This window comes from Bradyrhizobium sp. Pha-3, from assembly GCF_042258615.1.
Classification (GTDB): domain Bacteria; phylum Pseudomonadota; class Alphaproteobacteria; order Rhizobiales; family Xanthobacteraceae; genus Bradyrhizobium.
Genome location: NZ_CP170152.1, coordinates 4,759,113 through 4,783,784, shown reverse-complemented (window position 1 = coordinate 4,783,784; position 24,672 = coordinate 4,759,113). Strand labels below are relative to the sequence as shown.

The following is a 24,672-nucleotide window of genomic DNA, read 5'->3' as shown; positions in this document are numbered from 1 at the left end:
GAGAACGTCGTCAGGAAAAAAGCGGCGGGGCGCGGGCTTGCGCGGCGAGGCGCGCCTGCGAGCGATCGAATTCGCCGGCGAAATCAAGCCAGGCGATGCGCGTCGAAGGCCGCTCGACGGCGTGAGCCGTGATCTCCGGGTTATCAACAGGTGCACCGGTCTGCAGCACGCTGCACACGGAACAACAGCCGTCATGGGCATCATGACCGGTCTGGTCACCCTGCCCGGCTCCGGAGCCGGCATTGCCATGGCAGATCGTGGCCGCCGCGAGCGGATCGGATAGGGCAAGGCTCGTCGCCCAGCAGGCCCCGATCGGTGCGAAAATCTGCACCAGCAGGGCAACCAGGACTATGGGCAGAAAAATCTTCAGCCGCCGGCGCATCGCAAAACCCATCCGGGACGGAACTAACCACCACGGGCGTCGGAAGTCGAGATCATCGACATCGCTCGTTTCTTCCGGCTGACGGAAATAACCGGGCGTGATACTTGCGTCATGGCCGCTCCACCGGCCTTTGTATCTCCTTACTCTGTCGCGTGTTTTCAGCTCGCTTTCGCAACTGCCGGTGGCGCCATCCCAATCATTTCGCAAATTGCTCGAAATTTGAACAATCGTTGCCGAAAATGATGACAAGGCTGGAAAGATAGTCTACCAATTCGGGCTCAGGCCAGCCGCGAGGTGTGTCCTGGTGGTCCAAGTCTCGGGAGGAGCCCGACGCGCACAAGCAGCGTCACCCCATGAATCAAGATCAAATCGAATTTTTGGGGCAAATAGGGTCGACACAATTTTTGGAGCAGGGCTTGGAGCCCTGCTCTTTTTTTATGTGATGATCGCAAAGCGCTATGACTCCATCATCGAATCCAATCGAACGCAGTTTTGAACTCGCAGCAGCGGCTTGCGATGATCTCACACCGCACGTGTACCAGCGCTTGTTTCGCGAACATCCCGAGGCGCAGGCGATGTTTCGCACCGAAGGCAGCGAGCCGGTGAAAGGCTCGATGCTGGCGTTGACGATCGAAGCCATCCTCGATTTCGCGGGCGAGCGCCGCGGACATTTTCGCCTGATCGAATCCGAGGTGTTCTCGCATGACGCCTACGGGACGCCGCGCGAATTGTTCGTCGCATTCTTCGGCGTGATCGCGGACTGCTTGCGCGACATCCTCGGCGAGCAATGGTCTGATGAGATCGATGCTGCGTGGCACAAGCTGCTTCGCGACATCGAAGCCATCGTGCTGCAGCAGAAACATCTCGTGGACGCGAGGGCGTAGCGCCACCGTTCCGATTGTGACACACTCCCTTTATCCGCGGCGCGTGCAACTGACGCCGACGGTCAGAAAAACGATGAGGGAGCAAACAATGCCAGACACTGACAAGGGGATGGACAAGGCGTCGACGACGCGGCGCGACCTTCTGCAGATGGCGGCGGCAGGCGGAGCTGCAGCCGGCCTGTTCGGCGGAATGGGCGTGACGTCCGCGCTCGCAGCCGAAACGGGACGTTCGGAAAAGCCGCTGAAGGCCGCATTCTCGAATGCCGGCCTGCAAGCGACATGGTGTGCGCAGGGCAAGCAGGCCGCCGAGTTCTGGGGCAAGCTGTTCAACGTCGAGGTCACCTGGTTCGATGGCCAGCTCGATGCCGTCAAGCAGCGCGCTGCGATCGACAACATGGCCTCGCAGAAATGGGACTTCGTCGCGATCCAGGCGTTCGGCATCGGCACGCTGACCCAACCGGTGCAGAAGATGATCGACGCCGGCACCCCCGTCATCGACATGGACACGCTGATCGCGCCGCTCGACCAGATCAACGTCCACTCGTTCCTCGCCCCCGACAACGAGTTCATGGGCGCCTCGGTGACGCAGGCGCTGTGCAACGCGATCGGCGGCAAGGGCAAGGTCATCATGACCCAGGGCGCGCTCGGCCACACCGGCGCGCAGGGCCGCGCCAAGGGCTTCAACTCCGTCGTCAAGCAGTTCCCGAACATCGAGGTGCTGGACACCCAGCCCGCGGACTGGGACGTCTCCAAGACCGCCCGCCTCTGGGAAACCTATCTGACGAAGTATCCGCAGATCGACGCCGCCTTCTTCCACAACGACGACATGGCGCTCGCCGCCGCCAACATCATGAAGGCGCACAACCGCACCAACATCCTGATCGGCGGCGTCGACGCCATGCCGCCGGCGATCCAGGCGGTCAGCGAAGGCCGCATGTTCGCAACCGTCCGCAATCCGTCCTGCCGCATCCATGGCGGTGCGATCGTCGCAGGCGTCGCGGCCGTGGTCGGCGGCGAGAAGAGCGGCCAGGGCATTCCGAAGAACGTCGTGACCGATGGTCCCGTCGTGACCAAGGCCAACGCCGCCGGCATGCAATGGATGGAGGATCACTTCCTGATCTGAGCGGTCCGCATGTCGCAGGGACGCTCCCCGATCCTCGAGTTGAACCAGATCACGAAGGCCTTCGGCGGTGTCGAAGCCCTTCGTGGGGTCGACTTCGCGCTGCACGCCGGCGAGATCCATGGTCTCGTCGGCGAGAACGGCGCCGGAAAAAGCACGCTGATGAAGATCATCGCCGGCGTGCACCCCGAGTTCTCCGGCCGCTTCGTGCTCGACGGCAGGGAAACCCGGTTCCGCTCCACCCGCGACGCCCACGCCGCCGGCATCGGCATGGTGCATCAGGAGCTCAGCGTCGCGCCTGATCTCACCGTCGCCGAGAACGTCTTCCTCGGCAACCAGCCGACCAACCGCCTCGGCTTCGTGCAATGGCGGCGGATGGCGCGCGAGGCCGGCGAGCAGCTGTCCCGGTTCGGCATCGACGTCGATCCGATGACGCGGCTCGGCGACCTGCCGATCGGCCTGCAGCAGCTGATCGAGATCGCCCGCGTGCTGTTCTCCGGCGCGCGCATCATCATCCTGGACGAGCCGACCTCGGCCCTCTCCCCGCCCGAGGTCGAGCGCCTGTTCACGACGCTGCACAGGCTCCGTGACGAAGGCACCAGCATCGTCTTCATCTCGCATTTCATCGAGGACATCCTGCGGGTCTCCGATGTGGTGACTGTGTTCCGCAACGGTCGGAAGATCGCCGAGACCGCGTCCGCGGATACCACCAAGGGCGCGCTGATCGAAGCCATGATCGGCCGCGGCGGCGAGGCGCTGGAGCACAGCTACACCGATGACCTCATGCTCCCGCAACCGGGCGGCGGTTCGACGGTCCTGAAGGTCGACCAGCTCTCGCTCCGCCGCAGCCTGCAGGACGTCTCGTTCGAGGCCCGCGCCGGCGAAGTGCTCGGCATCTACGGCTTCATGGGCTGCGGTCAATTGGAGCTGTCGCGCATCCTGTTCGGCAAGCTGAGACCCGACGGCGGAACGCTTGTCGTCGATGGCGCCGCAAAAACCTTCCGCAGCACCGCGGCGGCGCGGCGGGCCGGCGTCGCACTGGTGCCGGAGAGCCGCCGCGCCATGCTGTTCCACCAGGAGCCGGTCTACAAGAACATCTCGATCAGCATCCTCGAGCGGATTTCGGCGCTGCTGCTCAAGCCGGTGCGCGAGCGCGCGATCGCCCAGCGCCAGGTCGAGCAATTGCAGATCAGGCCGCCGGTGGTCGGCCTCGATCTCGGCATGCTCTCCGGCGGCAACCAGCAGAAGGTGGCGCTGGCGAAATGGCTGACCTACCCGCCGCGCCTGCTCGTGCTGTGCGAACCGACCCGCGGCATGGATGTCGGCGCCAAGAACGACGTGATCAACATCGTGCGCGACCTCCGCGCCAAGGGACTGGCGATCATCGTGCTGTCGACCGAACCGGAGACGGTGCTGTCGCTGGCCGACCGGATCCTGGTGCTGAAGCGCGGCGCGGTAGTGCGCGAATTCACGGGTGAAGCGGTCAGCAAGGATCGGCTGCTGGAAGCCGCGTGATGGAGAAGCATGATGGCAAGCAGTGACAGCGCGACGAGCCCGGCCGATCACAAACGGCCACGCGGGCTGGCGCCGTTTCTGCGTTCGCAGATGCGCAACATCGCGCCGTTCCTGACGCTGATCTTCCTCAGCGGCTTCTTCGCGATCGCAAGCCCGTCGTTTGCGACCATCGACAATCTCGGCAATATCCTGACGCAAGTGTCGGTCACCGGCATCATCGCCGTCGGCCTCACCTTCGTGATCCTGTGTGCCGAGATCGACCTGTCGATCGCCAGCATCGCCAACGTCACCGGCATCGCGGTGGCCTACTTCACGCTGCAGGAGTCCTACGTCAACATCGCCAACGTCCCGATGCCGGGCTTTGTCGCGATCCTGCTGGCGCTGGCGCTGTGCGCGCTGCTTGGCCTCGTCAACGCGCTCGGGCTGACCATGATCGGCATCCCCTCCTTCATCATGACGCTCGCCATGATGCAGATCGCGGCCGGCGTCTCGGCACTGTTGGTGCGCGGCCAGATCGCCTACAAGGTGCCGCCGCTGATCACGACGCTCGGCTCGGGCTCGATCGGCGGCATCCCCTGGATCGTGATCGTCGCCGCGGTGATGCTGCTCGGCGGCCATCTGGTGCTGACCTACACGCGCTTCGGCCGCTACGTCTACATGGTCGGCGGCAACCGCGAGGCCGCGGAATTTGCCGGCCTCAACGTCAAGCTCATCCTCGGCAGCGTGATGGTGATCTCGGCGGTCTGCTCGGGGATCGGCGGCATGCTCGGAGTCGCGCATTTCGGCAGCGCGCAGCAGAACGAGTTCGACACCTACCTCCTGGATTCGATTGCGGCCGTGGTGGTCGGCGGCACCAGCCTGTTCGGCGGCCGCGGCGGCATCGGCAACACCATCGTCGGCCTGTTCGTGCTCGGCGTGCTCAACAACGGCCTCGACCACGTCAATATCGACAGCTTCCTGAAGATATTGATCCGCGGTCTGATCCTGCTCGCCGCGCTGATCATCAACGTCTACGCCCAGCGGCTCCGCGAACAGGCAGCGGATTGACCTTGCTAAGGCCCGCTCAGCGTGATGGCGACGGAACCGCCCACCCTCTCCAGTTGTCGATATCGCGACATACGCTCCGCTGTCGTCCTGGCGAAAGCCAGGACCCATACTCCGCAGCAGGAGTTGTGAATGGGGCTCGTCGTTCCAGCGCCGCACAACAATGATCATTCGGGGTAATGGGTCCTGGCTTTCGCCAGGACGACGATGAGTATGGGAACGTAGCCTCGCGTTCTTGCAAATTTGCCCGTCGGGGTCATCTGTCGCAGGCCTGCCCCATCGTCATTATCCGGTGCGCAATTGCGCACCGGGGAATGACGGCGGGGCGGCCGCGCCGTCTACCTTCAACTTACCTGGCGAAATCCGGCTGCCAGTGGCGCAGTTCGCGCGCGGCGTAGGTGACCGTGCCGATCGTCGTGTAGGACGCTGCTTCCAGCATCATGTTGCGCGCGAGCTTGAGGGCCCTCGCCTCGCAGATCGCGCGCCGCTTCTCGTCCGCGATCCACTCGAAATCGATGTTGTGCGCGAGGCCGAGGATGCGCCGGATGGTCTTGGCCGCGGCAAAGCCGACCGTGTCCTGGAACAGCCGCGCCATGTAGGCCTGCCGCTCCGCCTCCAGCCGCGCCGCGCCCGCATCGCCCGCGAACAGCGACACCGGATAGCCGTCGCCCTTCGCCTCGCTGCGCCACAGCGCGAGAAACTTGCGCGAAAATTCGCCCCAGACGCCCTCGATCGTTTCCAAGAGCCAGGCCTCGAATGACGCGCGCTCGCCCGGCGTGCGCTCATGGCCGGCGGAGGCCAGATAGGCCATCAGGAGATTGCCGATGATGGCGCCGATGTCGAAGCCCATCGGTCCGTAGAAGGCGAATTCGGGATCGATCACCTTGGTCTCGCTTTCGGTGACCATGATCGAGCCGGTGTGCAGGTCGCCATGGAGCAGCGCCTCCGGGCTCGCCATGAATTTCAGCTTGAGCCTGGAGATCGCGACATGCAGGTCGATATCCTCGCGGAAGGCTGCCGCCGTGGCGTCGAGATACGGCGCGGTCCAGCGGTTCTGCTCGGCGATGCGATAGGGGTCGGTGAAGATCAGATCCTCGGTGATCTTGCAGAGCGCGTGGTTGCCGGCGAAATCGGCGATCCCCTGCTTCTTCTGCGCAGCCGAGAGCGCGAGATCGGACGTGAAGAACAGCGTCTGCGCCAGGAAGGTCGAGATATCCTCGACAAAGCGCGGATACCGCGTGGCGCCGATCAGCCCCTTACGCATGATGATGTGCGGCTCGAGCAGCTCCATCGCGGTGAGCGCGAGCGGCTCGTCATGATGCAGCACCGCCGGCACTAGCATCGAGGCCAGTCGCGCCTGATGCACCAGCACCAGATGCTCGTAATGAGCTCGCGACAACGGCAGCGGCCAGCTCTCGCCGACCAGCCGCACATAAGGCAGTGCCTGCTTGACCGCGATGCCGCCGCTGTTGCCCTTGACGATGAAGACGAGGTTGAGATTGCCGTCGCCGACCTCGCTGATCGACCAGTCGGCGGGCCGGCCACCGAGTTGGGTGACGATGGCGGGAAGGCTCGCGAGATAGTCGCGCAGATCGGCTTCCCGCAGGATTCGATAGGCGCTCTGCCCCGAGCCTGGCTGGGCCTGCAGGTTCATCGTAGTCGCCTCCTCCGCATCGCCGGGGTGAGGTTGATCCTCACTCCATTCGGCACCAGATCCTGGTCGGTTCTAGAACGGCATCCCCATCAGCTTGGACAGCCGCTCGATCGAGAGATAGCCGGCATAATAGGCCCACATACCGATCGCGAAGATCACGGCCGAGATCAGCGTGGTCCAGAACAGCTTGCGGCCCATTCGCGCCATGATCGGCGCGCCAGGATCGGTGCCGGGCGCGCCAACGCCATCCTCGTGCTGGCTGCGTATGCCGAACGGCAGCGTCAGGAACAGCACGAGCCACCAAAGGACGAAGTAGACCGCAAGCCCGGTGGAGATCTGGTACGCCATGTGGACTCAGGCCTGTTCGATCTCGACCAAGGCGCCTGAAAAATCCTTGGGGTGGAAGAACAGCACCGGCTTGCCATGCGCGCCGATCTTCGGCTGGCCGTCGCCGAGCACCCGCGCGCCCTCGGCGATCATGCGGTCGCGGGCCGCGATGATGTCGGGCACGTCGTAGCAGACATGGTGGATGCCGCCGTCGGCGTTGCGCTCGACGAACTTTGCGATCGGCGAGGCTTCGCCGAGCGGCTCGATGAACTCGATCTTGGTGTTGGGCAGCGTCACGAACACGGTAATGACGCCATGCTCCGGCAGCGGCACCGCATCGGAAATCTCGGCATTGAAGGCCGTGCCGTAGATCTTCGCGGCCCGCCTGGCGTCCTTGACCGCAATGGCGACGTGATTGAGGCGGCCCAGCATATCTCTCTCCCTTTGTCGTTGCGCACGCCTTAAAGGCGCGTGTCAGACCGTCAAAACGTGCACGACGCAGATCGGCTTCTTGCCCCACTGCTCGTTCAGCGCGGCCCGCACCGCGCGGCGCACCGATTCCCCGAGTGCGTCCGGATCGCGGCGCCGCGGCTTGGGCAGGCCCTCGATCGTCGATACCACGACATCGAACACGATGTCGTCGAGCAATTCGCCCGCAGCATTGTTCTCCGGCATGCCGACCAGATCAACCTCGGGATCGTCGACCATCTCGCCCTGCGCGGTCATGGCAATGGCGACAAAGGCGCAGCCGGCAAAGCCCATCCGGCGCCGCTCGACCACGGCGCGCGACTTGGAGTCCTCCAGAATGGTTCCGTCCTTGTAGAGCCGCCCCGACGGCACTTCGCCGACGATGCCGGGATCGCCGGGCCCGAGCTTGACGAGGTCGCCGTTGCGGCAGGTCAGGACTTTCGGGACACCCGCGGCGCGCGCCAACTTGGCGTGCTCGGCGAGATGCAGCGCCTCGCCATGCACGGGGATCAGGAGCTGCGGCCGCACCCAGGAGATCATGTCGCGCAGCTCGTCGCGGCGCGGATGGCCGGAGACATGCACCAGATGCTCGCGGTCGGTGATGATTTCCACGCCCTGGGTCACCAGCCCGTTGATGATGCCGCCGACCGCCTTCTCGTTGCCGGGAATGGTGCGGGAGGAGAAGATCACGGTGTCGCCCTTGTTCAAGGTCACCTGCGGGTGGTCGTTATTGGCGATCCGCGCCAGCGCGGCGCGGGGTTCGCCCTGGCTGCCGGTGCACAGCGCCAGCACCTTGTCGGGCGGGAAGTGGCCGTAATAGTCGGTGCCGCGGAATTTGTGCGAGCCGTCGAGATAGCCGCATTCGCGCGCGACCTGCACCACGCGCTCCATGGCGCGGCCGACCACGACGACCTCGCGATCCGCGGCGTTCGCGGCGTCCGCCACCGCCCTCACGCGGGCGACATTGGAGGCGAAGGTCGTGACCGCGACCCGGCCCTTAGCCGCCTTGACCAGCTTCTTGATGGTGGCAGCAACCTCGGTCTCCGAGGGCGAGCGCCCGTCGCGCACCGCGTTGGTGGAATCACCGACCAGCGCCAGCACGCCTTCGTCGCCGAGCTCGCGCAGTCGCCGCTCGTCGGTCGGCAGGCCGATGATCGGGGTCGGATCGATCTTCCAGTCGCCGGTGTGCAGCACGGTGCCGACGTCGGTCTTGATAGCGAGCGCGTGCGATTCCGGAATCGAATGCGCGACCGGGATGAACTCGACATTGAACGGGCCGATATCAACCCGCCCGCCCGACGGGATCACCGTGATCGGGATCTTCGGCGGATTGCGCTCGGCGGCGCATTTGGCCTCGAACAGCGCCGCGCTGAATTGGGTCGCGTAGATCTTGCAGCCGAGCTTCGGCCAGAGATCGATGATGGCGCCGAAATGGTCCTCATGGGCGTGCGTCAGCACGAGGCCCATCAGATTGTTGCGCTCCTTCTCGAGAAAACGCACATCCGGCATGATCAGGTCGATGCCCGGCAGATGCTCCTCGTCGCCGAAGGAGACGCCGAGATCGACCGCGAGGAACGAGCGCTGGTGGCGGTTGCCGAGCCCATAGATCGACAAATTCATGCCGATCTCGCCGACGCCGCCGAGCGGTGCAAAGGTAAGCTCGTCAGGTCGTGCCATCAATTCGCCCTCACCGACGCCGCGGTACCGAAATAGACCTCGCCGGCCGTCACGGGCATGCGCTGTCCATCAGCGGTGCGGACGATCAGGCAGCCGGTGTCGTCGATGGTGTCAAAGATGCCTTCGAGGGTCGCGGTGCCGGTCTGGACGGCGACCCTGTCACCGAGGCCAGCAGCACGCTCCAGCCACAGCCTGCGGATTTCCGGAAAGCCGCGGCCATCGTCCCAGATGCCGCGAAACTCGACCCAGGCCTCCGACAACGCAGCAAACAGCTCCTCCGCGCCGATCTGGATGCCGAGCGCAGCGAGCGATACCGCCGGCGTCGGCGTTCCCTCGGGCGCAGCGACGACGTTGGTCCCGATGCCGACGACAACCGCCAGGCGGCTTCCAATGGCCTCAGCCTCCAGCAGGATGCCTGAGAGCTTCTTGCCGTTGGCGAGCACATCGTTCGGCCATTTCAGGGTGAACTTCGGGCTGTCCGGCCCGAGCCGCAGCGCCGCCTCGATGCCGACCTTCTGCAGCGCGGCTTCGAGCGACAGCCCTGCGGCAAAGCCGAGCGTTGCCGCGACCGCCGGCTGAACGTCCGTCACCTCGAGGATGCTGCTGGCAAGGTTGCCGCGCGGCGCGACCCAGACCCGCTGCCGCCGCCCGCGTCCTGCGGTCTGCTCCGGCGTCACGAACCACATCGGGCCCTGCTCGCCGCCGCGGGCGCGCAGCATCGCCTCGGCATTGGTCGAGCCGATCTGGTCGAAGGCGGCGAGCTTATAGCCCGCCGCAATGGCCCGGGGTCCGAGCGTGAAGGTCATAGTGAGGTTATGCGCATGATCCGATCCGAAAGCCAGCGTCCTGTTTTCGGGATCATGTGCTTTAGAACAGCGACTTTGCCGCCGCCGTTGCCACGCTCACGAGTGGTCCCGGATAGGCGAAGAAGAAGATGTTGAAGATGCCTGCGACCGCCAGCACGGTGCGCAGCTCGACGCGGACCGGGTCGAGCTTGCCGAGCGGCTGGTCGAAATACATCACCTTGACGATCGACAGATAGTAGAACGCGCCCACCACGCTGGTCAGCACGCCGATCACCGCGAGCGTGAACAGATCGGCCTTGATCGCGGCGACGAACACGTACCATTTGCCGAAGAAGCCGGCGAGCGGCGGCACGCCGGCCAGCGAGAACAGCAGCATCGCGAAGATGAAGGCGATCAGCGGGTTGGTGCGGGACAGGCCGGCGAAATCGCTGATCTGTTCCAGCGCCTGGCCGTTCCGCTTCATCGCCAGGATGATCGAGAACGAACCGAGCGTCATCGCGACGTAGATCGCGATGTAGATAAGGACGCCCTGCGCGCCCTCGGCCGTGCCGGAGGCGAGGCCGACCAGCGCAAAGCCCATATGGCCGATCGACGAATAGGCCATCAGCCGCTTGATGTTGGTCTGGCCGATCGCGGCGAACGAGCCCAGCGCCATCGAGGCGATCGCCACAAACACCAGGATCTGCTGCCACTGGGTGACGATGCCCGGGAACGCGGTCAGCGTCGCGCGGGTGAACACGGCGAGCGCCGCGACCTTCGGTGCGGAGGCGAAGAACGCCGTCACCGGGGTCGGCGCGCCCTCATAGACGTCGGGCGTCCACATGTGGAACGGCACCGCCGAGACCTTGAAGCAGAGGCCGGCGAGCAGGAACACCAGGCCGAACACGATGCCGATGCTGCCGGTGGTTGCGGCGGCCGCGATGCCGGCGAAGCTGACGGTGCCGGTGAAACCGTAGATCAGCGAGGCGCCGTAGAGCAGCATGCCCGACGACAGCGCGCCGAGCACGAAATACTTCAGGCCGGCTTCGCTCGACTTGGCATTGTCGCGCTGGCTGGCGGCGACGACGTAGAGCGCAAGGCTCATCAACTCGAGGCCGAGGTAGAGCGAGATCAGGTCGCCGGCCGAGATCAGCACCAGCATGCCGAGCGTCGACAGCAGCACCAGGATCGAGAACTCGAAGTTGCGGGTCGACGGCTGGGACAGGTACTCGGTCGACAGGATCAGCGTTGCCGCCGAGGCGATCAAAGCGAGGACCTTCAGGAAGCGAGCGAAGTCGTCGACGATGAAGCTGCCGCCGAAGGTGACGAGCTTGCCGGCCGGCAGCCAGAGCTCCAGCGCGCCGGTCAGGACCAGCAGACACACCGCGAGCGCGGTGATCAGCCGGGTCGTCCCCTGCCCACGATAGGCTCCGATCATCAACAGCACCATGGCGCCGACCGCGAGCACCAGCTCCGGCAGCACCGGCTGCAACTGATAACCTGCACTGGAAAAGCTCATGACGGCGGCCTTACTGCGTAACCAGCGCGGCTGCCTTCACGGCAGTCACGGCGGTGTTGTAATTGTTGACGAGCTGCTGCACCGAGGCGGCCGACATGTCGAGCACCGGCTTCGGATAGACGCCGAACAGGATGGTCAGCGCGATCAGCGGGAACAGCGTCACGCATTCGCGGAACGTCAGATCCTTGATCGACATCAGCGACGGCTTGACCAGCGCGCCGAACACCACCTTGCGGTAGAGCCAGAGCGCGTAGCAGGCCGACAGGATCACGCCTGTGGTGGCGAAGAACGCCGTCGGCAGCGAGATCTTGAAGGTGCCGAGCAACGTCATGAATTCGCCGACGAAGCCGCTCGTGCCCGGCAGACCGACATTGGCCATGGTGAAGACCATGAAGGTCATCGCATAGAGCGGCATCCGGTTGACGAGGCCGCCATAGGCCGCGATCTCGCGGGTGTGCATGCGGTCGTAGACGATGCCGACGCAGAGGAACAGCGCGCCGGAGACGATGCCGTGCGAGATCATCTGGAACATGCCGCCGGCGACGCCCTGCGTGGTCACCGCGAAGATGCCCATGGTGACGAAGCCCATATGCGCGACCGACGAGTATGCGATCAGCTTCTTCATGTCCTCCTGCATCATCGCCACCAGCGAGGTGTAGATGATCGCGATCACGGACAACGTGAACACGAACGGCGCGAAGTCGTGCGAGGCCAGCGGGAACATCGGCAGCGAGAAGCGCAGGAAGCCGTAGCCGCCCATCTTCAGCAGGATCGCGGCCAGGATCACCGAGCCCGCCGTCGGCGCTTCGACGTGCGCGTCAGGCAGCCAGGTGTGCACCGGCCACATCGGCATCTTCACCGCGAACGAGGCGAAGAAGGCGAGCCACGCCCAGGTCTGCATCGACCGCGGCACCGCGGTGTGCATCAGGGTCGGGATGTCGGTGGTGCCGGCGTTCCAGTACAGCGCCATGATGGCGAGCAGCATCAGCACAGAGCCGAGGAACGTGTAGAGGAAGAACTTGAACGAGGCGTAGACCCGGCGCGGGCCGCCCCAGACGCCGATGATCAAGAACATCGGGATCAGGCCGCCCTCGAAGAACAGATAGAACAGCACGAGGTCGAGCGCCGAGAAGGTGCCGACCATCAGCGTTTCCAGGATCAGGAACGCCATCATGTATTCGCCGACGCGCTGCGTCACCGACTTCCAGCTCGCGATGATGCAGAGCGGCATGATCGCGGTGGTCAGGATGATCAGCGGCAGCGAGATGCCGTCGATGCCCATGTGATAGGTGATGCCGGTGGCGAGCCAGGACGTCTTCTCGACGAACTGGAAGTCGGTCTGCGCAGGATCGAAGCGCGCGACCAGGATCAGCGACACCGCGAAGGTGATCAGCGTGGTCCACAGCGCGATCCAGCGCGCCGTGCGGCTCGCGGTCTCGTCGCCGCCCCGCGCCAAGAGATAGACCAGGATCGCGCCGACCGCCGGCAGGAAGGTCGTGACGGAAAGGATGGGCCAGGTTGTCATTTACTGGCCTCCCAAGCCGAACATGAACCAGGTGATCAATCCGGCCGCCCCGATCAGCATCGCGAACGCGTAGTGATAGAGATAGCCGGTCTGCAATTTCACGACGTTGCGGGTGACGTCGAGCACGCGGGCCGAGACGCCGTCCGGACCGAAGCCGTCGATGACGAAGCCGTCGCCCTTCTTCCACAGCGTGTAGCCGAGCCACTTCGCCGGGCGCACGAACATCCAGTCGTACAGCTCGTCGAAGTACCATTTGTTGAGCAGGAACTGGTACAGCATCGGCTGCTGGTTCGCGAGCTCGACCGGCAGGTACGGCCTGCGGATGTAGAACAGGTACGAGACGAACAGGCCGAGCGCCATCATCACGGTGGGCAGCGGCGCGAGCCAGCTCGGCATGTGCTCCATGTTCTCGAGGATGTGCGGGTTCATCTTCACGGATTCGCGGAAGAACTCCTCGACGCCGTGCGGGCTGGCGAACACTTCCTTGAACGGCAGGCCCGCCAGGATCGAGCCGGCGGCGAGCACGCCGATCGGCACCAGCATCCAGACCGGGCTCTCATGCGCGGCTTCATAGTGCTTCTGGTCGTGCGGTTCGCCGAAGAACGTCTTGAAGATCAGACGCCAGGAGTAGAACGAGGTCAGGCCGGCGGCCACGATGGTCAGCAGATAGGCGTAGGTCGCGAACGGGTTGTGCGCCGCGTAGGCCGCCTCGATGATCGCGTCCTTGGAGAAGTAGCCGGCAAACAGCGGGAAGCCGGTCAGCGCCAGGGTGCCGATGCACATCACCGCGAAGGTGTACGGGATCTTGCGCCACAGGCCGCCCATGTTGCGGATGTCCTGCTCGTGGTGCATCGCGTAGATCACCGAGCCGGAGCCCAGGAACAGCAGCGCCTTGAAGAAGGCGTGCGTGAACAGATGGAACATGCCGACCGAATAGGCGCCTGCGCCCATCGCCACGAACATGTAGCCGAGCTGCGAACAGGTCGAATACGCGACGATGCGCTTGATGTCGTTCTGCACCAGGCCGATCGTGGCCGCGAAGAACGCCGTGGTCGCGCCGAAGAACATCACCACCGCCTGCGCGGTCGGCGACAGCTCGAACAGCGGCGACAGCCGCGCCACCATGAAGACGCCCGCGGTGACCATGGTCGCGGCGTGGATCAGCGCCGACACCGGGGTCGGGCCTTCCATCGCGTCCGGCAACCATGTGTGCAGGAGGAACTGGGCAGATTTGCCCATCGCACCCATGAACAGGAACAGGCAGGTCAGCGTCAGCGCGTCGGGATGCCAGCCGAAGAAGTCGATGGTCTTGCCGGTCAGTCCGGGCGCGGCATGGAAGATGGTCTCGAAATCGGTCGAGCCGACCAGCGCGAAGATCGCGAAGATGCCGAGCGCGAAGCCGAAGTCGCCGACGCGGTTGACCACGAAGGCCTTGATCGCCGCAGCGTTGGCCGATGGCTTCTGATACCAGAACCCGATCAGGAGATAGCTCGCGAGACCCACACCCTCCCAGCCGAAGAACAGCTGCACGAGGTTGTCCGAGGTCACCAGCATCAGCATGGCGAAGGTGAACAGCGAGAGATAGCCGAAGAAGCGCGGCCGGTACGGGTCCTCGTCCATGTAGCCGATGGAATAGAGGTGGACGAGCGCGGACACGGTGTTGACCACGACCAGCATCACCGCGGTCAGGGTGTCGACCCGCAGCGTCCAGGCCACCTGCAGGTCGCCCGAGGTGATCCAGGGCAGCAGCACGACGCGCGCGTCATGATGCATGAAGCCGACGTCGACCAGCGTGAACCAGGACAGCGCCGCCGACACGAATAGCAAGCCGGTGGTGATCAGCTCGGCCAGCCGCGATCCCGCCGCCGGCGGTTCGGAGACGTGGTGGTCGTCATGGCCGTGGTCATCGTGGCCGTGATCGTCATGGGCCGCCGAGGCATGAGCGTCGAAAGAATGGGCGTCGCCATGCGCGTCGTCGTGGTGGTCGACGGTGTCACCGCTCGGGCAGCGCGCATGCGCGCCGACCAGCGAGATGATGCCTGCGAGGATGGCGCCCAGCAGAGGCAGGAAGACGATTGCCTGTATCATTGCCGGACTAGCCCTTCATCAGATTGACGTCTTCAACCGCGATCGAACCGCGGTTGCGGAAATACACCACCAGCACGGCGAGGCCGATCGCGGCCTCGGCCGCCGCCACCGTCAGCACCAGCAGCGCGAACACCTGGCCGACGATGTCGCCGAGGAAGGTCGAGAACGCCACCAAATTGATGTTGACCGAGAGCAGGATCAGCTCGATCGACATCAGGATGACGATGATGTTTTTGCGGTTGAGGAAGATGCCGAGGATCCCGAGCGTGAACAGGATCGCGCCGACCGCCAGATAGTGCCCTAGCCCGATCGTCATTTCACCCACTCCGCCGCGTCGGCATCCTGCAGGCCCTGCCCCGACGCCACCTTGCGCATCGCCATCGCCATCTCGGGCGTGCGCGCGTTCTGCACGTTGATGTTCTGCCGCTTGACGTTCGCCTTGTGACGCAGCGTCAGCACGATGGCGCCGATCATCGCGACCAGCAGCACCATGCCGGCGAGCTGGAAGTAATGGATGTACTTCGTATAGAGCACGAGGCCGAGCGCCTCGGTGTTGCTGACATTGGTCGGGATCGCCGCCGTGATCGTCTTGGTCACCTGCGGGTTGATCACCCAGGCGCCGACCACCAGCAGCAGCTCGAACAGGAAGATGCCGCCGATCACGATGCCGATTGGCAGGTACTGGATGAAGCCCTCGCGCAGCTCGACGAAGTCGACGTCGAGCATCATGATCACGAACAGGAACAGCACCGCGACGGCGCCGACATAGACCACGATCAGCATCATCCCGAGGAACTCGGCGCCCATCAGGATGAACAGCCCGGCCGCGTTGACGAACGCCAGGATCAGGTACAGCACGGAGTGCACGGGATTGCGCGAGACAATCACCATGACCGCCGAGGCCACGCAGGCCGCGGCGAACAGATAGAAGAACAGCGCCGGAAGGATCATGCCCTCACCTCACCGGTACGGCGCGTCGAGCGCGATCGACTTCGCAATCTCGCGCTCCCAACGGTCGCCATTGGCGAGCAGCTTCGCCTTGTCATAGTAGAGTTCCTCGCGGGTCTCGGTCGCGAATTCGAAATTCGGTCCCTCGACGATGGCGTCCACCGGGCATGCCTCCTGGCACAGGCCGCAATAGATGCACTTCACCATATCGATGTCGTAGCGCACCGTGCGGCGGGTACCGTCGTTGCGGCGCGGGCCGGCCTCGATCGTGATCGCCTGCGCCGGGCAGATCGCCTCGCACAGCTTGCAGGCGATACAGCGCTCTTCGCCGTTCGGATAGCGGCGCAGTGCGTGCTCGCCACGGAACCGCGGCGAGATCGGGCCCTTCTCGAAGGGATAATTCAGCGTCGGCTTCGGCTTGAAGAAATACCGCATGGCGAGAACGAACGCCGAGACGAATTCCGAGAGCAGAAGCGAGCGGGCTGTTGCGTTGACGTTGACACTCATGACGACCTCACTTCGGCGCGATGCCGGCGAACTGCAGCACTCCGGCCACGATCACCACCATCGCCAGCGACAGCGGCAGGAACACCTTCCAGCCGAGCCGCATCAGTTGATCGTAGCGGTAGCGCGGCACGATCGCCTTCGCCATCGCGAACATGAAGAACATGAAGAACACCTTGAGGGCGAACCAGACGATGCCTGGAATCCAGGTGAACGGCGGCAAATTGACCGGCGGCAGCCAGCCGCCCAGGAACAGGATCGACGCCAGTGCGCACATCGTGGTGATCGCGACATATTCGCCGAGCATGAACAGGAGATACGGCGTCGAGCCGTATTCGGTCATGAAGCCGGCGACCAGTTCGGATTCAGCTTCGACTAGGTCGAACGGCGGACGGTTGGTTTCCGCCAGCGCCGAGACGTAGAACACCACGAACATCGGGAACAGCGGCCACACATACCAGTTCAGGATGGTGAGCTGCGGCAGGCCGATCAGGTGGGCGAGCCCGCGGCTGTTCTGGGCCTCGACCACCGCCGACAGGTTCAGCGAGCCGACGCAGAGCAGCACGGTGATGATGACGAAGCCGATCGAGACCTCGTAGGACACCATCTGCGCCGCCGAACGCAGCGCGGCCAGGAACGGATACTTCGAGTTCGACGACCAGCCGGCCATGATGACGCCGTAGATCGACAGCGACGAGATCGCGAAGATGTAGAGAATGCCGACATTGATGTCGGAGATCACCCAGCCGAGATTGAACGGGATCACGGCCCAGGCGGCCAGCGCCAGGATGCACGAGACCAGCGGCGCCAGCAGGAACACGCCCTTGTTGGAGCCGGACGGAATCACCGGCTCCTTCAGCACGAATTTCAGGAGGTCGGCGAAGGATTGCAGCAATCCGAACGGGCCGACCACGTTGGGGCCGCGGCGGATCTGCACCGCCGCCCAGATCTTGCGGTCGGCGAGCAGGATGTAGGCGATCGCGATCAGCAGCACGACGAGCAGCAACAGGCTTTCCGCGACCATGATGATCAGCGGCCAGAGGAAGCCGGTCCAGAACGCGCTTGCGAAGAATTCAGCCATCAGGTCACGCTCACTCCGCTGCCGTCAGCATTCGACCCGACGCCAGCCGCGAGCATTCCGCCATCACGGCAGAGGCCCGCGCGATCGGGTTGGTCAGATAGAAATCCTCGACAGTCGGCTTGAATGCCGCCTTGTCGACGCTGCCGCCCTTGCCGGCCAGCGCCTTGACGTCGTCGGGCTTGCCGGCCTCGATCTGATCGAGCCGCATCAGGTGCGGATAGGTCTTGAACATCGCCTGGCGCAGCGCCTGCAGCGAGTCGAACGGCAGCTTCTTGCCGAGCACATCGGACAGCGCGCGGATGATCGCCCAGTCCTCGCGAGCTTCACCCGGCGGGAACGCGGCACGGTTGGCGATCTGCGCCCGGCCCTCGGTGTTGACGTAGATGCCGGACTTCTCGGTGTAGGCGGCGCCCGGCAGGATGACGTCGGCGCGATGCGCGCCCTGGTCGCCATGGGTGCCGATATAGACCACGAAGGTGCCGTCCGGTGCCTTGATCTCGTCGGCGCCGAGCAGGAACAGCACATCGAGCGTCCCGAAGGTCGTCATCTGCGCCGTGGTCAGGCCACCGCCCGCCGGCGAGAAGCCGATATCGAGCGCGCCGGCGCGCGAGGCGGTGTCCTGCAGCACGGCAAAACCGTTCCAGCCGTCCTTCAGCGCGCCGACATCGACGGCGAGCTTGGCCGCCTGCGCCAGCACCGCCGCGCCGTCATGCCTGGTGTAGGCGCCGGCGCCGACCAGGATGATCGGATTCTTGGCGTTCTTCAGCACATCGGCAAAGGAGTGCTTGCCCGCCACCAGATCGGCGAGCGTGTCGGTGCCCGCACCGAGATAGTCGTGGTCGTAGGTGAAATCGGCCTTGGCACCGATCATGCCGACCTTGAGCCCGCCGGTGCGCCAGCGCTTGCGGATCCGCGCGTTCAGCACGGCGGCTTCCTTGCGCGGATGCGAGCCGACGATCAGGATCGCGTCGGCCTGGTCGATGCCCGCAATGGTCGGGTTGAAGATGTAGGAGCCGCGGCCGGTTTTGGAGGCGAAGGCGTCGCCGCCCTGCACCGCCAGATTGACCGAGCCGAACTTCGCGAGCAGCTCCTTCAGCGCATACATTTCATCGACCGCGGCGAGATCGCCGGCAATCGCGCCGATCCGCTTGCCGTCGGTGCGACCAGCCTTGGCGGCGATGGCGGCAAAGGCTTCCTGCCAGGTCGCCGGCCTGAGCTGGCCGTTCTCGCGCACATAAGGACGGTCGAGGCGCTGCGTGCGCAGGCCGTCGACGACGTGGCGGGTCTTGTCGGAGATCCACTCCTCGTTCACCGCCTCGTTGATGCGCGGCAGGATGCGCATCACCTCGCGGCCGCGGGTGTCGACGCGGATCGCCGAGCCGACGCCGTCCATGACGTCGACCGATTGCGTCTTGCCGAGCTCCCACGGGCGCGCCGCAAAGGCATAGGGCTTCGAGGTCAGCGCACCGACCGGGCAAATATCGACGAGATTGCCCTGCAGCTCCGAGCTCAGCGCCTGCTCCAGATAGGTGGTGATCTCCATGTCCTCGCCGCGCCCGGTCGCGCCCATTTCCGGCGCGCCGCAGACTTCGGCGGAGAAGCGGACGCAGCGCGTGCACTGGATGCAGCGGTTCATCGAGGTCTTGACCAGCGCGCCGAGATACTTGTCCTCGACCGCGCGCTTGTTCTCGGCAAAACGGCTGGTGTCGACGCCATAGCCCATCGCCTGGTCCTGCAAGTCGCACTCGCCGCCCTGGTCGCAGATCGGGCAGTCCAGCGGATGGTTGATGAGCAGGAATTCCATCACGCCTTCGCGCGCCTTCTTGACCATCGGCGAACGGGTCGAGATCTCCGGCGGCTCACCCTTCGGGCCCGGACGGCAGTCGCGCACGGCCCAGGCGCAGCTCGCGACCGGCTTCGGGCCGCCCTTCACCTCGACCAGGCACATCCGGCAATTGCCGGCGATCGACAGCCGCTCGTGATAGCAGAAGCGCGGAATCTCGGCGCCCGCCGCCTCGCACGCCTGCAACAGCGTGTACTCCGGCGGCACATCGATCTCTTTGCCATCGACGATGATCTTGCTCATGTCTCTTCTCTACTCCGCCGCGACCATATGGACGGGATCACGAACGCCCTGATCGTCGAGATCGGCCTTGTGCGAATACTGATCGATGCGCTCTTCAATCTCGTGACGGAAATGCGCAATCAGACCCTGGATCGGCCACGCTGCTGCGTCGCCGAGCGCGCAGATGGTGTGGCCCTCGACCTGCTTGGTGACCTCGAGCAGCATGTCGATCTCGCGCTTGTGGGCGCGGCCGTCGGCCATGCGGGTCAGGACGCGCCACATCCAGCCGGTGCCCTCGCGGCACGGCGTGCACTGGCCGCAGCTCTCATGCTTGTAGAAATAGGAAATGCGCGCGATCGCCCGGATCAGGTCGGTCGACTTGTCCATCACGATCACGGCCGCGGTGCCGAGGCCCGAGCGCAACTTGCTCAAGCTGTCGAAATCCATCGGCGTGTCGATGATCTGGTCGGCCGGCACCATGCGCACCGACGACCCCCCGGGGATCACCGCCTTCAGATTGTCCCAGCCGCCGCGAATGCCGCCGCAATGCTTCTCGATCAGCTCGCGGAACGGAATCCCCATCGCCTCTTCGACGTTGCAGGGGCGCTCGACGTGCCCGGAGATGCAGAACAGCTTGGTGCCGACATTGTTCGGACGGCCGATGGCGGCAAACCAGGCGGCGCCGCGGCGCAGGATGTCGGGCGCGACCGCAATCGACTCGACATTGTTGACGGTGGTCGGGCAGCCATAGAGGCCGACATTGGCCGGGAACGGCGGCTTCAGCCGCGGCTGGCCCTTCTTGCCCTCGAGGCTCTCGAGCAGCGCGGTCTCCTCGCCGCAGATATAGGCGCCGGCGCCGTGGGCGACATAGATGTCGAACGGCCAGCCGTTGATGTTGTCCTTGCCGACCAGCTTGGCCTCATAGGCCTGGTCGATCGCAGCCTGAAGGCGCTCGCGCTCGCGGATGAATTCGCCGCGGATATAGACGTAGCAGGCATGCGCGCCCATCGCGAAGCTCGCGAGCAGGCAGCCTTCGACCAGGAGATGCGGATCGTGCCGCATGATCTCGCGGTCCTTGCAGGTGCCGGGCTCCGACTCGTCCGCGTTGACGACGAGATAGCTCGGACGACCGTCCTTGGATTCCTTGGGCATGAAGGACCACTTCATGCCGGTCGGGAAACCCGCACCGCCACGGCCACGCAGGCCCGAGGCCTTCATCTCGTTGATGATCCAGTCGCGGCCCTTGTCGATGATCCCCTTGGTGCCATCCCAGGCGCCTCTGCGGCGCGCGCCCTCGAGGCCCCAATCATGGAGGCCGTAGAGGTTCTTGAAGATGCGGTCCTTGTCGTCGAGCATGCTCAAAACTTTCCGAACATCACCGATTGGCTTGGGAGTATGCGAGCCCGGCGGCACAGCCGCCGAACACGATGGCCCACAACAGGCTGGATTCCAGCGTCGCGCTCAGGCCGTAACGCTGCAGCAGGAACATGAAGCAGGCCGCAATAGCGGTATGCAGGCCGATCGTGCGCCAAGCCTTCATCGCAGCGCCCCTCCCCGCCTCATTTTCCTGCACCTGAGAGCTCCGCATCAGGTGGTTTCCTTCAGCGTCGTCGGGCCGCCCGCGGGCGCCGAGAACTGCCGGTCGACCTGCGGGCCCGGCTTCGGCGGATTGCCGGCGGCGAAGCCGTCGAGCACCTTGCCGAAGCTCTCCTTGGTCAGGTCCTCATAGGTATCCTTCCAGATCAGCACCATCGGCGCGTTCACGCAGGCACCTAGGCACTCGACCTCTTCCCACGAGAAGTTACCGTCCTTCGACAGCTGGAAGGGATCGTGATGGATGCGATGCTGGCACACCTCGATCAGGTCGGCAGCGCCGCGCAGCCGGCACGGCGTGGTGCCGCAGACCTGGACATGCGCCTTCTTGCCGACCGGCGAGAGCTGGAACATGGTGTAGAAGGTCGCGATCTCCAGCATGCGGATATGCGGCATCTCGAGCAGGTCGGCGACGGCGCGGATCGCCGCTTCCGAGACCCAGCCGTCATGCTGCTCCTGCACGCGCCACAGAATCGCGATCGCAGCCGAGGCCTGACGGCCCGGCGGATATTTCTCGATCTGCTTCTTGGCCCAGGCGAGATTCTCGTCCGTGAACGTGAAGCTCGCGGGCTGCAATTCCTTCGGGGCAAGGCGGCGGACGGACATCGATCAAACTCTCATTGCGGGCGGTGCGGATGCGGACATCATCACCGGTCGACCTCGCCGAACACGATGTCCAGCGAGCCAAGAATGGCGGAAACGTCGGCAAGCAGATGGCCCTTGCAGATGTGATCCATCGCCTGCAGATGGGCGAAGCCCGGCGCGCGGATCTTGCACTTGTAGGGCTTGTTGGTGCCGTCGGCGACGAGATAGACGCCGAACTCGCCCTTCGGCGCCTCGACCGCGGCATAGACCTCGCCGGCCGGCACGTGCACGCCTTCGGTGTAGAGCTTGAAGTGGTGGATCAGCGCTTCCATCGAGCGCTTCATGTCGCCGCGGCGCGGCGGCGCGATCTTGTTGTCCTCGACCACGACCGGGCCCTGCCCGTCCGCAGCCTTCAGCTTCTGGATGCACTGCTTCATGATGCGCACCGACTGGCGCATCTCTTCCATGCGGATCAGGTAGCGGTCGTAGCAGTCGCCGTTCTTGCCGATCGGGATATCGAAATCCATCTCGGCGTAGCACTCATAGGGCTGCGACTTGCGCAGGTCCCAGGCCGCGCCCGAGCCGCGCACCATCACGCCGGAGAAGCCCCACTCCCAGGCTTCCTTCAGCGGCACCACGCCGATGTCGACGTTGCGCTGCTTGAAGATGCGGTTGCCGGTCAGCAGCGTGTCGAGGTCGTCGACCACCTTGAGGAACGGATCGCACCACGCCTCGATATCGTCGATCAGCTTAGGCGGCAGATCCTGGTGCACGCCGCCGACGCGGAAGAACGCCGCGTGCATGCGCGAGCCCGAGGCGCGCTCATAGAACACCATCAGCTTCTCGCGCTCTTCAAAACCCCACAGCGGCGGGGTCAGCGCGCCGACGTCCATCGCCTGCGTGGTGACGTTGAGCAGATGAGAGAGGATGCGACCGATCTCGCAATACAGCACGCGGATCAGTTGACCGCGGCGCGGCACGGTGATGCCGAGCAGCTTTTCGGCCGCGAGGCAGAACGCGTGCTCCTGGTTCATCGGCGCGACGTAATCGAGCCGGTCGAAATACGGGATCGCCTGCAGATAGGTCTTGTGCTCGATCAGCTTCTCGGTGCCGCGGTGAAGCAGGCCGATATGCGGATCGACGCGCTCGACGACTTCGCCGTCGAGCTCCAGCACGAGGCGAAGCACGCCGTGCGCAGCGGGATGCTGCGGGCCGAAATTGATGGTGAAGTTACGAAGATCTTGCGGTTGCTCGTTCATGGCTTCGGCTCCGCCTTGGCCTTCTCGTCACCGGGAAGCGGATAGTCTGCGCCTTCCCAGGGCGAGAGGAAGTCGAACTTGCGGAATTCCTGGTTGAGCCGGACCGGCTCGTACAGCACCCGCTTCTCCTGGTCGTCGTAGCGCACCTCGACGAAGCCGGTGAGCGGGAAATCCTTGCGCAGCGGATGGCCGTCGAAGCCGTAATCCGTCAGCAGACGGCGCATGTCCGGATGCCCGATGAAGATCACGCCGTAGAGATCGTAGGTCTCGCGCTCGAACCAGTCGGCGCCCGGGAAGACGCCGATGATCGACGGCACCTGCGTGGTCTCGTCGGCCTGGCCGCGCACTCGGATGCGGGTGTTCAGCGTCGGCGACAGCAGATGGTAGACGACATCGAAGCGCTTTTCGCGGCTCGGATAGTCGACCGCCGTCGCGTCGGTGAAGTTGACGAAGCGGCAGTTCGGATCGTCACGCAGAAAAGTGACGACGTCCACGATTCTGCCAATCTCGACGTCGATAGTGAGTTGATTGAACGCGACCGAGTGCGCCGTGGCGGCGCCCGGAAGCGCGCTCACGATCGTCTGCCCAAGGGCGTCGAGCTTGCCGTCGTCCATGCCTGAAACCTTAGCGTTCGATAGTGCCGATTCGGCGGATCTTCTTCTGCAGCAGCAGCACGCCGTAGAGCAGCGCTTCCGCCGTGGGCGGGCAGCCCGGCACGTAGATGTCGATCGGCACGATGCGGTCGCAACCACGCACCACCGAGTAGGAATAGTGGTAGTAGCCGCCGCCATTGGCGCAGGAGCCCATCGAGATGACGTAGCGCGGCTCCGGCATCTGGTCGTAGACCTTGCGCAGCGCGGGCGCCATCTTGTTGGTCAGCGTGCCCGCGACGATCATCACGTCGGACTGCCGCGGCGAGGCACGCGGCGCAAAGCCGAAGCGCTCGACGTCGTAGCGCGGCATCGAGACCTGCATCATCTCGACCGCGCAGCAGGCGAGACCGAAGGTCATCCACATCAAGGAGCCGGTGCGCGCCCACGTGATCAGGTCATCGGCCGCGGCGACGAAGAAGCCCTTGTCGGACAGCTCGTGATTGACCTCGAGGAAAAACGGATCGTTGGCGCCGACCGGCTTGCCGGTCGACGGATCGAGAATGCCTCTCGGCGCCTGCGCTATCGCCGGCTGCGAGGATGCGGCGGTGGGGCTCAATCCCATTCGAGCGCGCCTTTCTTCCATTCATACGCGAACCCGACCGTCAGCACGGCCAGGAACGCCATCATCGACCAGAAACCGGTCGCGCCCAGTTTTCCGAACGCCACGGCCCAGGGGAACAGGAACGCCACTTCGAGATCGAAGATGATGAAGAGGATCGCCACCAGATAGAAGCGGACGTCGAACTTCATGCGGGCGTCGTCAAAAGCGTTGAATCCGCATTCATAGGCGGACAGCTTTTCCGGGTCCGGCGACTGGAACGCGACCAGGAACGGCGCGATCAGGAGCGCCAGCCCGATCAAGCTCGCAACCCCGATAAAGACCACGAGTGGGAGATAATTCTGCAGGATGCCGCTCATCGGCGAGGCCTTCTTGCTGCGGTTTCAGACGCGCCGCAGATTCGTTGATTGGAATTGTTCTTGAGGCTTTAGCGCAGC

General features: G+C 64.6%; 25 protein-coding genes. 4 read left to right on the top strand and 21 right to left on the bottom strand.

Annotation, left to right across the window (positions count from 1 at the left end; all coding sequences use genetic code 11):
* Positions 1–10 precede the first annotated feature (10 nt).
* Entirely contained in the window at positions 11–631 is a 621-nt protein-coding gene (locus tag ACE10Z_RS22780) for a DUF2946 domain-containing protein (protein ID WP_375782760.1), read from the bottom strand.
* A gap of 209 nt (positions 632–840) precedes the next feature.
* On the opposite strand from ACE10Z_RS22780, the gene ACE10Z_RS22775 reads away from it, so the two are divergent.
* The 4 genes from ACE10Z_RS22775 (at position 841) to ACE10Z_RS22760 (ending at position 4,948) form a co-directional block, all read left to right on the top strand.
* Positions 841–1,266: a globin gene (locus ACE10Z_RS22775; RefSeq protein WP_375782759.1), complete on the top strand. Its 426-nt coding sequence runs from the start codon at positions 841–843 to the stop codon at positions 1,264–1,266.
* A gap of 88 nt (positions 1,267–1,354) precedes the next feature.
* Positions 1,355–2,389 carry a sugar ABC transporter substrate-binding protein gene (locus tag ACE10Z_RS22770; RefSeq protein ID WP_375782758.1) on the top strand — a complete coding sequence of 345 codons (1,035 nt, stop codon included), beginning with the start codon at positions 1,355–1,357 and terminating at the stop codon, positions 2,387–2,389.
* 9 nt (positions 2,390–2,398) lie between these two features.
* Positions 2,399–3,901, top strand: coding sequence for a sugar ABC transporter ATP-binding protein (locus ACE10Z_RS22765; RefSeq protein WP_375782757.1), 1,503 nt, complete (start codon positions 2,399–2,401; stop codon positions 3,899–3,901).
* 12 nt (positions 3,902–3,913) lie between these two features.
* Positions 3,914–4,948, top strand: coding sequence for an ABC transporter permease (locus ACE10Z_RS22760; protein WP_375782756.1), 1,035 nt, complete (start codon positions 3,914–3,916; stop codon positions 4,946–4,948).
* A 346-nt stretch (positions 4,949–5,294) separates the two neighbouring features.
* On the opposite strand, the gene mtnK is transcribed toward ACE10Z_RS22760, so the two are convergent.
* From mtnK to ACE10Z_RS22660, 20 genes are all read right to left on the bottom strand, one after another.
* Complete coding sequence (gene mtnK / locus ACE10Z_RS22755) at positions 5,295–6,599, bottom strand: S-methyl-5-thioribose kinase (protein WP_375782755.1); 1,305 nt, start codon at positions 6,597–6,599, stop codon at positions 5,295–5,297.
* 72 nt (positions 6,600–6,671) lie between these two features.
* Positions 6,672–6,947 (bottom strand): DUF1467 family protein, encoded by a 276-nt coding sequence (locus ACE10Z_RS22750; RefSeq protein WP_375782754.1) that lies wholly within the window; start codon positions 6,945–6,947, stop codon positions 6,672–6,674.
* 6 nt (positions 6,948–6,953) lie between these two features.
* Complete coding sequence (gene mce, locus ACE10Z_RS22745) at positions 6,954–7,358, bottom strand: methylmalonyl-CoA epimerase (RefSeq protein WP_375782753.1); 405 nt, start codon at positions 7,356–7,358, stop codon at positions 6,954–6,956.
* Between the two features lie 42 nt (positions 7,359–7,400).
* On the bottom strand, positions 7,401–9,071 hold the full coding sequence (locus ACE10Z_RS22740) for a ribonuclease J (protein WP_375782752.1): 1,671 nt from the start codon (positions 9,069–9,071) through the stop codon (positions 7,401–7,403).
* Complete coding sequence (locus ACE10Z_RS22735) at positions 9,071–9,877, bottom strand: biotin--[acetyl-CoA-carboxylase] ligase (RefSeq protein ID WP_375782751.1); 807 nt, start codon at positions 9,875–9,877, stop codon at positions 9,071–9,073. The genes ACE10Z_RS22740 and ACE10Z_RS22735 overlap by 1 nt, the downstream gene beginning before the upstream one ends.
* Positions 9,878–9,938: 61 nt before the next feature.
* Positions 9,939–11,375 carry an NADH-quinone oxidoreductase subunit NuoN gene (gene nuoN / locus ACE10Z_RS22730; RefSeq protein ID WP_375782750.1) on the bottom strand — a complete coding sequence of 479 codons (1,437 nt, stop codon included), beginning with the start codon at positions 11,373–11,375 and terminating at the stop codon, positions 9,939–9,941.
* Positions 11,376–11,385: 10 nt separating this feature from the next.
* Positions 11,386–12,900 (bottom strand): NADH-quinone oxidoreductase subunit M, encoded by a 1,515-nt coding sequence (locus ACE10Z_RS22725; protein ID WP_375782749.1) that lies wholly within the window; start codon positions 12,898–12,900, stop codon positions 11,386–11,388.
* Positions 12,901–14,988, bottom strand: a complete 2,088-nt coding sequence (gene nuoL, locus ACE10Z_RS22720) for an NADH-quinone oxidoreductase subunit L (protein WP_375782748.1) — start codon at positions 14,986–14,988, stop codon at positions 12,901–12,903.
* A 7-nt stretch (positions 14,989–14,995) separates the two neighbouring features.
* Positions 14,996–15,304, bottom strand: coding sequence for an NADH-quinone oxidoreductase subunit NuoK (gene nuoK / locus ACE10Z_RS22715; RefSeq protein WP_027537255.1), 309 nt, complete (start codon positions 15,302–15,304; stop codon positions 14,996–14,998).
* Positions 15,301–15,939, bottom strand: a complete 639-nt coding sequence (locus ACE10Z_RS22710; protein ID WP_375782747.1) for an NADH-quinone oxidoreductase subunit J — start codon at positions 15,937–15,939, stop codon at positions 15,301–15,303. Before ACE10Z_RS22710 ends, nuoK begins: the two co-directional genes overlap by 4 nt.
* Positions 15,940–15,948: 9 nt before the next feature.
* Positions 15,949–16,443 carry an NADH-quinone oxidoreductase subunit NuoI gene (gene nuoI / locus ACE10Z_RS22705; protein WP_097673576.1) on the bottom strand — a complete coding sequence of 165 codons (495 nt, stop codon included), beginning with the start codon at positions 16,441–16,443 and terminating at the stop codon, positions 15,949–15,951.
* Between the two features lie 7 nt (positions 16,444–16,450).
* Positions 16,451–17,521 (bottom strand): NADH-quinone oxidoreductase subunit NuoH, encoded by a 1,071-nt coding sequence (gene nuoH, locus ACE10Z_RS22700; protein ID WP_223967244.1) that lies wholly within the window; start codon positions 17,519–17,521, stop codon positions 16,451–16,453.
* A gap of 10 nt (positions 17,522–17,531) precedes the next feature.
* Positions 17,532–19,607, bottom strand: a complete 2,076-nt coding sequence (gene nuoG, locus ACE10Z_RS22695) for an NADH-quinone oxidoreductase subunit NuoG (RefSeq protein ID WP_375782746.1) — start codon at positions 19,605–19,607, stop codon at positions 17,532–17,534.
* Between the two features lie 9 nt (positions 19,608–19,616).
* On the bottom strand, positions 19,617–20,942 hold the full coding sequence (gene nuoF / locus ACE10Z_RS22690; RefSeq protein WP_097673573.1) for an NADH-quinone oxidoreductase subunit NuoF: 1,326 nt from the start codon (positions 20,940–20,942) through the stop codon (positions 19,617–19,619).
* A 19-nt stretch (positions 20,943–20,961) separates the two neighbouring features.
* Positions 20,962–21,174 carry a hypothetical protein gene (locus ACE10Z_RS22685; protein ID WP_375782745.1) on the bottom strand — a complete coding sequence of 71 codons (213 nt, stop codon included), beginning with the start codon at positions 21,172–21,174 and terminating at the stop codon, positions 20,962–20,964.
* Positions 21,174–21,785, bottom strand: coding sequence for an NADH-quinone oxidoreductase subunit NuoE (gene nuoE, locus ACE10Z_RS22680; RefSeq protein ID WP_029080758.1), 612 nt, complete (start codon positions 21,783–21,785; stop codon positions 21,174–21,176). The genes ACE10Z_RS22685 and nuoE overlap by 1 nt, the downstream gene beginning before the upstream one ends.
* 41 nt (positions 21,786–21,826) lie before the next feature.
* The gene (locus tag ACE10Z_RS22675; protein WP_375782744.1) at positions 21,827–23,023 is read right to left on the bottom strand and encodes an NADH-quinone oxidoreductase subunit D; all 1,197 of its coding nucleotides are present in this window, start codon (positions 23,021–23,023) and stop codon (positions 21,827–21,829) included.
* Positions 23,020–23,637: an NADH-quinone oxidoreductase subunit C gene (locus tag ACE10Z_RS22670; RefSeq protein ID WP_229183747.1), complete on the bottom strand. Its 618-nt coding sequence runs from the start codon at positions 23,635–23,637 to the stop codon at positions 23,020–23,022. The genes ACE10Z_RS22675 and ACE10Z_RS22670 overlap by 4 nt, the downstream gene beginning before the upstream one ends.
* Positions 23,638–23,647: 10 nt before the next feature.
* Positions 23,648–24,238 (bottom strand): NADH-quinone oxidoreductase subunit B family protein, encoded by a 591-nt coding sequence (locus ACE10Z_RS22665; protein ID WP_050402390.1) that lies wholly within the window; start codon positions 24,236–24,238, stop codon positions 23,648–23,650.
* The gene (locus ACE10Z_RS22660) at positions 24,229–24,594 is read right to left on the bottom strand and encodes an NADH-quinone oxidoreductase subunit A (RefSeq protein WP_375782743.1); all 366 of its coding nucleotides are present in this window, start codon (positions 24,592–24,594) and stop codon (positions 24,229–24,231) included. The genes ACE10Z_RS22665 and ACE10Z_RS22660 overlap by 10 nt, the downstream gene beginning before the upstream one ends.
* Positions 24,595–24,672: the final 78 nt, after the last annotated feature.

What these genes read in the sequence shown, in the direction of transcription:
- ACE10Z_RS22760 (WP_375782756.1), top strand. Translation starts at nt 3,914, where the DNA reads ATGGCAAGCAGTGACAGCGCGACGAGCCCGGCCGATCACAAACGGCCA.
- ACE10Z_RS22740 (WP_375782752.1), bottom strand. Translation starts at nt 9,071, where the DNA reads ATGGCACGACCTGACGAGCTTACCTTTGCACCGCTCGGCGGCGTCGGC.
- mtnK (WP_375782755.1), bottom strand. Translation starts at nt 6,599, where the DNA reads ATGAACCTGCAGGCCCAGCCAGGCTCGGGGCAGAGCGCCTATCGAATC.
- ACE10Z_RS22675 (WP_375782744.1), bottom strand. Translation starts at nt 23,023, where the DNA reads ATGAACGAGCAACCGCAAGATCTTCGTAACTTCACCATCAATTTCGGC.
- nuoF (WP_097673573.1), bottom strand. Translation starts at nt 20,942, where the DNA reads ATGCTCGACGACAAGGACCGCATCTTCAAGAACCTCTACGGCCTCCAT.
- ACE10Z_RS22765 (WP_375782757.1), top strand. Translation starts at nt 2,399, where the DNA reads ATGTCGCAGGGACGCTCCCCGATCCTCGAGTTGAACCAGATCACGAAG.
- ACE10Z_RS22685 (WP_375782745.1), bottom strand. Translation starts at nt 21,174, where the DNA reads ATGCGGAGCTCTCAGGTGCAGGAAAATGAGGCGGGGAGGGGCGCTGCG.
- ACE10Z_RS22665 (WP_050402390.1), bottom strand. Translation starts at nt 24,238, where the DNA reads ATGGGATTGAGCCCCACCGCCGCATCCTCGCAGCCGGCGATAGCGCAG.
- nuoK (WP_027537255.1), bottom strand. Translation starts at nt 15,304, where the DNA reads ATGACGATCGGGCTAGGGCACTATCTGGCGGTCGGCGCGATCCTGTTC.
- mce (WP_375782753.1), bottom strand. Translation starts at nt 7,358, where the DNA reads ATGCTGGGCCGCCTCAATCACGTCGCCATTGCGGTCAAGGACGCCAGG.
- nuoG (WP_375782746.1), bottom strand. Translation starts at nt 19,607, where the DNA reads ATGAGCAAGATCATCGTCGATGGCAAAGAGATCGATGTGCCGCCGGAG.
- nuoN (WP_375782750.1), bottom strand. Translation starts at nt 11,375, where the DNA reads ATGAGCTTTTCCAGTGCAGGTTATCAGTTGCAGCCGGTGCTGCCGGAG.
- nuoL (WP_375782748.1), bottom strand. Translation starts at nt 14,988, where the DNA reads ATGATACAGGCAATCGTCTTCCTGCCTCTGCTGGGCGCCATCCTCGCA.
- ACE10Z_RS22670 (WP_229183747.1), bottom strand. Translation starts at nt 23,637, where the DNA reads ATGGACGACGGCAAGCTCGACGCCCTTGGGCAGACGATCGTGAGCGCG.
- nuoH (WP_223967244.1), bottom strand. Translation starts at nt 17,521, where the DNA reads ATGGCTGAATTCTTCGCAAGCGCGTTCTGGACCGGCTTCCTCTGGCCG.
- ACE10Z_RS22750 (WP_375782754.1), bottom strand. Translation starts at nt 6,947, where the DNA reads ATGGCGTACCAGATCTCCACCGGGCTTGCGGTCTACTTCGTCCTTTGG.
- ACE10Z_RS22725 (WP_375782749.1), bottom strand. Translation starts at nt 12,900, where the DNA reads ATGACAACCTGGCCCATCCTTTCCGTCACGACCTTCCTGCCGGCGGTC.
- ACE10Z_RS22660 (WP_375782743.1), bottom strand. Translation starts at nt 24,594, where the DNA reads ATGAGCGGCATCCTGCAGAATTATCTCCCACTCGTGGTCTTTATCGGG.
- ACE10Z_RS22735 (WP_375782751.1), bottom strand. Translation starts at nt 9,877, where the DNA reads ATGACCTTCACGCTCGGACCCCGGGCCATTGCGGCGGGCTATAAGCTC.
- ACE10Z_RS22770 (WP_375782758.1), top strand. Translation starts at nt 1,355, where the DNA reads ATGCCAGACACTGACAAGGGGATGGACAAGGCGTCGACGACGCGGCGC.
- nuoI (WP_097673576.1), bottom strand. Translation starts at nt 16,443, where the DNA reads ATGAGTGTCAACGTCAACGCAACAGCCCGCTCGCTTCTGCTCTCGGAA.
- ACE10Z_RS22710 (WP_375782747.1), bottom strand. Translation starts at nt 15,939, where the DNA reads ATGATCCTTCCGGCGCTGTTCTTCTATCTGTTCGCCGCGGCCTGCGTG.
- ACE10Z_RS22775 (WP_375782759.1), top strand. Translation starts at nt 841, where the DNA reads ATGACTCCATCATCGAATCCAATCGAACGCAGTTTTGAACTCGCAGCA.
- nuoE (WP_029080758.1), bottom strand. Translation starts at nt 21,785, where the DNA reads ATGTCCGTCCGCCGCCTTGCCCCGAAGGAATTGCAGCCCGCGAGCTTC.